Source organism: Nocardia sp. NPDC058497 (assembly GCF_042720195.1).
Lineage (GTDB): Bacteria > Actinomycetota > Actinomycetes > Mycobacteriales > Mycobacteriaceae > Nocardia.
The window spans coordinates 1-5803 of record NZ_JBHXMY010000382.1 but is presented as its reverse complement, the minus strand read 5'-3'; the positions used below and the strand labels follow the sequence as shown (position 1 = coordinate 5803).

Annotated in this window: 8 protein-coding genes; 4 read left to right on the top strand and 4 right to left on the bottom strand. The window is 69.9% G+C overall.

Annotation, left to right across the window (positions count from 1 at the left end; genetic code table 11):
- Positions 1 to 378 (bottom strand): Fic/DOC family N-terminal domain-containing protein (locus tag ACFWPJ_RS22575; protein WP_378854325.1); only part of this gene is annotated, 378 nt, incomplete at its 3' end.
- 148 nt (positions 379 to 526) lie between these two features.
- Here ACFWPJ_RS22575 and ACFWPJ_RS22570 point away from each other — a divergent pair.
- Positions 527 to 946 carry a ubiquinol-cytochrome c reductase iron-sulfur subunit gene (locus tag ACFWPJ_RS22570; RefSeq protein WP_378854323.1) on the top strand — a complete coding sequence of 140 codons (420 nt, stop codon included), beginning with the start codon at positions 527 to 529 and terminating at the stop codon, positions 944 to 946.
- Here ACFWPJ_RS22570 and ACFWPJ_RS22565 read toward each other — a convergent pair whose 3' ends face one another.
- Positions 947 to 1417: a VOC family protein gene (locus ACFWPJ_RS22565; protein ID WP_378854321.1), complete on the bottom strand. Its 471-nt coding sequence runs from the start codon at positions 1415 to 1417 to the stop codon at positions 947 to 949.
- A gap of 155 nt (positions 1418 to 1572) precedes the next feature.
- Here ACFWPJ_RS22565 and ACFWPJ_RS22560 point away from each other — a divergent pair, with 155 nt between their 5' ends.
- Positions 1573 to 2427 (top strand): TIGR03619 family F420-dependent LLM class oxidoreductase, encoded by an 855-nt coding sequence (locus ACFWPJ_RS22560; RefSeq protein ID WP_378854319.1) that lies wholly within the window; start codon positions 1573 to 1575, stop codon positions 2425 to 2427.
- A gap of 4 nt (positions 2428 to 2431) precedes the next feature.
- Here the strand turns inward: ACFWPJ_RS22560 and ACFWPJ_RS22555 are convergent, their stop codons facing one another.
- Both ACFWPJ_RS22555 and ACFWPJ_RS22550 read right to left on the bottom strand, forming a co-directional pair.
- The gene (locus ACFWPJ_RS22555) at positions 2432 to 3127 is read right to left on the bottom strand and encodes a hypothetical protein (protein WP_378854317.1); all 696 of its coding nucleotides are present in this window, start codon (positions 3125 to 3127) and stop codon (positions 2432 to 2434) included.
- Complete coding sequence (locus ACFWPJ_RS22550) at positions 3124 to 4077, bottom strand: hypothetical protein (protein ID WP_378854315.1); 954 nt, start codon at positions 4075 to 4077, stop codon at positions 3124 to 3126. Before ACFWPJ_RS22550 ends, ACFWPJ_RS22555 begins: the two co-directional genes overlap by 4 nt.
- A gap of 162 nt (positions 4078 to 4239) precedes the next feature.
- Between ACFWPJ_RS22550 and lspA the strand changes: the two genes are divergently transcribed.
- Both lspA and ACFWPJ_RS22540 read left to right on the top strand, forming a co-directional pair.
- Complete coding sequence (gene lspA / locus ACFWPJ_RS22545; RefSeq protein ID WP_378854327.1) at positions 4240 to 4782, top strand: signal peptidase II; 543 nt, start codon at positions 4240 to 4242, stop codon at positions 4780 to 4782.
- Positions 4783 to 4855: 73 nt separating this feature from the next.
- On the top strand, positions 4856 to 5782 hold the full coding sequence (locus ACFWPJ_RS22540) for an RluA family pseudouridine synthase (RefSeq protein ID WP_378854313.1): 927 nt from the start codon (positions 4856 to 4858) through the stop codon (positions 5780 to 5782).
- Positions 5783 to 5803: the final 21 nt, after the last annotated feature.

The following is a 5803-nucleotide window of genomic DNA, read 5'->3' as shown; positions in this document are numbered from 1 at the left end:
TGTTGCTTTTGAGCCCACCCCGCCCTGCGGGGTTGCCGGGGGGTGGTTGTGGGGGCGGGCGGGGGGCGCCGCGTCTCTTTTTTGTCGGCGCGCGCCGATTTCGAGCCCTTCGATCCGTGACGAGGCAACGGCTTCCGCGCGCAGCAGCAACCTCGACAGCACCTCGGTGTCGGACAATGCCGTGGCATCACGTTCGAGCCGGGCGATGGCGACCTCGGCGTCGGCGATGTCCGCGACGGTGGGGCCGTCGAGGGTGAAGGCCCTGCCCATCAACGGGTCAGGAACGTAGGCGTAGTAGGTCCCCGCGCTCCGGTCACGCCGGGACAGGCTGCCCCGGTCCAGCGAGCTCTCCCAGCGGCACTGCAGCAGCTCAGCCATTCGCACCTCCTTATTTAAGGTTAACATCTATCCTTTAATAAGGAGGGAAACGGCGATCAGCTCCGGCTGAATTCGAACCGCAAGCGGGTGGATTCCGTTGAACCGGAGAAGAGTCGGCGCGAGAGTCATCCTCGATCGGAGTTCCACGATGACCAGTAATGAGATCCGGTTCGACCGAAGGACCGTTGTCGTCGGGGCGGGGATGCTCGCTGTCGGCGCGACGTTGAGCGCGTGTGCGGGCAAGGACGAGGGTGCGGCTGCCGGGGCTCAGGCGCCGGCCGGTGGGCGTGCGGGGGAGCTCGCGAAGACGGCCGACGTGCCGGTCGGTGGCGGGGTGATCGTCGGTGACACCGTGATCACCCAGCCGACCGCGGGCAATTTCGTCGGCCTGTCGTCCACGTGCACGCACGCGGGCTGCACGGTCGGGAATGTCTCCGACGGCACCATCAACTGCCCGTGCCACGGTAGCCGGTACGGGCTCGACGGCAGCGTCAGCGGTGGGCCGGCCACCCAGCCGCTGCCGGCGAAACCGGTACGGGTGGAGGGTGATTCGATCGTGGCGGCCTGATCAGCCCGCCGCGTTCATCATCTCCTCCATGCGCCGCTGCATCTCCTCCTCCGACACGTCTTCGATGTGGGTGGCCACGGTCCAGCGGTGACCCCACGGATCCTCGAAGGCGCCGCTGCGGTCGCCGTAGAACTGGTCGGTCATCGGGTTGATCTCGGTGGCGCCCGCCTCGAGGGCGGCCGCGAAGGCGGCGTCGGCATCGGGCACGTAGACCATCAGGTTGACCGGCGAACCGCCGACCTCCTTCGGATCGGGGAAACCGATCTCGGGTGCCGGGTCGCCGACCATGAGCACGGAGTCGCCGACGAGCAGTTCACAGTGGGCGACGGTCCCGCCGGGACCGGGCATGCGCATGCGTTCGGTGGCGCCGAAGACCGCGGTGTAGAAGTCGATCGCGGCTGCCGCGCCCGCGCACGAGATGCCGGGGCAGATGCGCGGATAGCCTTCGGGAAAGGGGCAAACATCAGACATCGGATACCTCCGGGTCGAGGATGATGCTCGGACCGTTCCGAGCCTATTCCCCTCGCCCTGCCGGGGAAAGGATGTCGGGTCCGTGGTCTTCCGGCGGACCCGAAAGACTGATAGAACTTGTTTCAGTTTTGTTGTCTGATCCGGAGGGCCGGAACATGCGGTACGGGCTCGTGTTGTTCACCAGTGACCGGGGCATCACGCCCGCCGACGCCGCGCTGGCGGCCGAGAACGCCGGCTTCGACGCGTTCTACGTGCCCGAGCACACCCACATCCCGGTGGTGCGCGCCGCGGCCCATCCGCAGACCGGCGACTCGTCGCTGCCCGACGACCGCTACCTGCGCACCCTCGATCCCTGGGTCGCGCTGGCCACCGCGGCAGCGGTCACCGAGCGGATCACACTGTCGACGGCGGTCGCGCTGCCCGCCGAGCATCATCCGATCACCCTCGCCAAGACCATCGCCTCGCTCGATCATCTCTCCGGCGGCCGCGTGGAGCTGGGCGTCGGATTCGGCTGGAACACCGACGAACTCGCCCACCACGGCGTCAACCCGAAGAAGCGCCGCACCGTGCTGCGCGAGAACCTCGACGCGATGCGCACGATCTGGTCGCAGGAGGAAGCCGAATTCGAGGGCGAGTTCGTGCGTTTCGGGCCGAGCTGGTCGTGGCCGAAGCCGATCAGCCCGACCATCCCGGTCCTGCTCGGCGCCGGCGGCACCGAGAAGTCCTTCGGCTGGCTGGCCCGCCACGCCGACGGCTGGATCACCACCCCGACCGAGGGCGACCTCGGCGACAAGATCGCCCTGCTGCACCGGGTGTGGCGGGAGGAGGGCCGCGAGGGCACGCCCCGGGTGATCGCGCTCGCCGGCCGCCACGATGCCGCGCAGCTCGCGCAATGGGCCGAACTCGGCGTCACCGAGACGGTCTTCGGGCTGCCCGATCGCTCGGCCGACGAGGTGCGCGGCTACATCGCCCATCTCGGCGGCAAGCTCGCGGTGCCCGTCAGCGGGTGACGGCTCAGCCGCGCAGTTTCCGCACCTGCGCGGCGGTCAGGTCGGCCAGCACACCGGGGTCGACGGTTTCCGGCGCGGTCACCACGACCTGGACCAGGGTGTTGCCGACCTGGACCAGGGCCGTCGATGAGGTGAGCGTCAGGCCCTCGCTGCCGGCGGTGAGGGTGAAGGCCGAACTCGCGTCGCCCGCCGGCGGCTGGGTCAGCGCGGTGGTGCGGTAGTCGATGTGTACGCCCGCGTCGTCACCGGAGTAGGTCACACAGCGGCGGGGCTGTGCCTGCAGCGCGTCGAAGGCGGCGGACAGGGCGGCATCGGAATAGCTCGCGGAGTCGATATCGATGGTGGCGTAGCTCGGCCCGGCGAACTGGACCGACGCGGCGGCCGACGAGCCCGGCCACTGTTCGGCGATCGGCGAGAGCAGGCGCGCGCAGTCGGGCGGGTCGGTCGGCGCCGCGGGCGGGACGGCGGTGTCGTCGGCGGGCGTGCGCGGTGGCACGACGCTGAACGCTCCGGGCAGATCGCCCGCCGCCAGCAGGCTCGCCGACAGTTGCGCGGAATCGCGGACGACGGTGCCCGAGCCCGGCGCCGCGGTGACCGCCGAGGGGAAGGACCCGGTGGATTCGCCGTCGGACCCGCAGCCGGCGATCACGGCGCACGCCGAGGCGACCGCGCTCGCGCGCAGCAGGGCCGAACGCATCATTCGGTCCAGGAGACGCGGGTCGACTGCGTCTGCACGAGGGTGCTCTCGCTGCGCGAGTCCCGGTAGGTCTGCTGACCGCCGACCTCGATCGCCCCCGACACCGGAAGCGGCAGACCGAGGTCGACGGTGATCGTGCCGGTGCCCTCCATGACGTAACCGTCGATGTCGAGGGCGCCCGCGTCGTTGGGCAGCATCCAGACCTTGTCGGTCGGGGTCTGGCTCACCTGCAGATCGATGCTGAGCCGGTCGCCGTCGCGGCTGGTCAGAGTGGCCGTGGTGATCTGGTCGAGGGTGACGCCGCCGGTGATCTCCTGATGCACCGTCCACACCGCGCCCACGCCGACCGGCTCGTCGGGGAACGCGATCGAGCGGTACACGGCCTGATAGAAGGCCTGTTCCAGCGCCGCGCGGGCCGTGTTCGGCGTCTCGGGGGACGGCGCCATACGCAGCTCGGTGATCGCGCCGAGGTCACTCATCTCCAGGCCGGCGTGGGAGCCGTCGGCGGTGGTGAACGCCTTGTTCAGGGCCGGGTCGGGGGTGGTGACGGTGCCGACGGTGAGATCGACGCCGTCCTCGTCCGCGCAGGCCGTCATCGGGATGGTCAGCGCGGCGGGCGAGAAATCACGGGCGGGCTGATCGTTGATCTGCTGCTGGATGCGGTAGTCGGTGCGCAGCGTCACCTCCTGCGTGGTACCGACCGCGTAGCGCGGACGCAACAGTTCGCGCGGCTCGTCGCCCGCCGACACCAGCGTGGTGACGGCCGCCGAGATCGGCACCGTCACTTCCTTGCCGATGCCGAGCGGCTCGGTGCCCTCCACGTCGGCCGGCGACGCCGACCGGTCGGCGCACCCGGCGCCGAAGGTCGCGAACCCGAGCACGAGCGCCACGAGTAACACCCCGGGGCGCGCGATGCGGGGTAAGCGAGAACTAGACAACACCGTCACAGCCATCAGGGTACGACCGCTTCCTGAGTAACAGCTGGGATCCCGGGCACCGCGGCGCAGCACCGATCGCCACTAGGGAATGATGGTCGCGTGAGTGAAGACCGGCCAACCGACAACGCCGCCGTTCCCGAGACCGGCGACGACTCAGCGGCACCGGCGGCCGACGCCGTGCCGAAGACCGCAGGCAAGGCCGAACCCGCTGGTCCCCGCCGGTTGCCGATGCTGCTGGTCATCGCGGTCGTGCTGTTCGGGCTCGACCTGCTGACCAAATGCCTCGCCGTCGCCCTCATCGATCCTGGCGAATCGGTGCCGATCATCGGCGATTTCGCGCGGTTCACCCTGGTGCGCAACCCGGGCGCGGCGTTCTCGATGGCGACCGGCATGACCTGGCTGCTGACCCTGATCGCCGCCGCGGTGGTGATCGGCGTCATCCGGATCGGGCGCACGCTGCGCTCGCTGTGGTGGGCGATCGGCCTGGGCATGGTGCTCGGCGGCGCGCTGGGCAACCTGGTCGACCGGATCTTCCGTTACCCCGGCCCGCTGCAGGGCCATGTCGTCGATTTCGTCGCCGTCGGCTGGTGGCCGGTGTTCAACGTCGCCGACTCCGCCATCGTGTGCGGGGCGATTCTGCTGGTCGCGCTCACCGTGTTCGGTTTCGAACCGGACGGCACCCGCAGCGGTCGCAAACACACCAGCGAGGAGACCGCATGACCGAGTCAGGGCCCGGAGGAGGCAGCGTGCGTAACCACGTAGGGCCCCTCGGGCATGCGCAGGAGGACGCTGTATGAGGGAAACCAGGACGATGCCCGTACCCGACGGGCTGGACGGGATGCGGGTCGACGCGGGCCTGGCCCGGCTGCTCGGGTTGTCGCGCACCGCTGTCGCCGCGATGGCCGAGGAGGGCTCGGTGCAGCTCGACGGTGTCGCCGCGGGCAAGTCCGACCGGCTGACCGCGGGCGCCTGGCTGGAAGTGGTGTTCCCCGAACCCAAGCGGGAGCTGGTCGTGGAGGCCACCCCGGTGGAGGGGATGAAGATCCTCTACGCCGACGACGACATCGTCGCGGTGGACAAGCCGGTCGGCGTCGCCGCGCACACCGGCGTCGGCTGGACCGGGCCGACCGTGGTCGGCGGGCTGGCCGCCATGGGCTATCGCATCTCCACCTCCGGCGCGCACGAACGCCAGGGCATCGTGCACCGGCTCGACGTCGGCACCTCCGGCGTGATGGTCGTCGCTCAATCCGAACACGCCTACACGGCGCTCAAGCGCGCCTTCAAGCAACGCACGGTCGACAAGCAGTATCGTGCACTCGTGCAGGGACATCCCGATCCGAGCAGCGGCACCATCGACGCGCCGATCGGGCGGGCGCGCGGCAACGACTGGAAGTTCGCGGTCACCGCCGACGGGCGTCCCAGCGTCACCCATTACGACACGGTCGAGGCGTTCCAGTCGGCCAGCCTGCTCGACATCCATCTGGAGACCGGCCGCACCCATCAGATCCGGGTGCATTTCTCGGCCGTGCGCCACCCCTGCTGCGGTGACCTCACCTACGGCGCCGACCCGACCCTGGCCAAGCGCCTCGGGCTGGAACGGCAGTGGCTGCACGCCCGCCAGCTCGGCTTCAACCACCCCGCCGACGGTCGCTGGCTCGAGATCACCAGCGAGTACCCCGACGACCTGGCGAACGCCCTGGACGTACTGCGCAATGCCTGACGACCCGCGGTCGTCCGAACC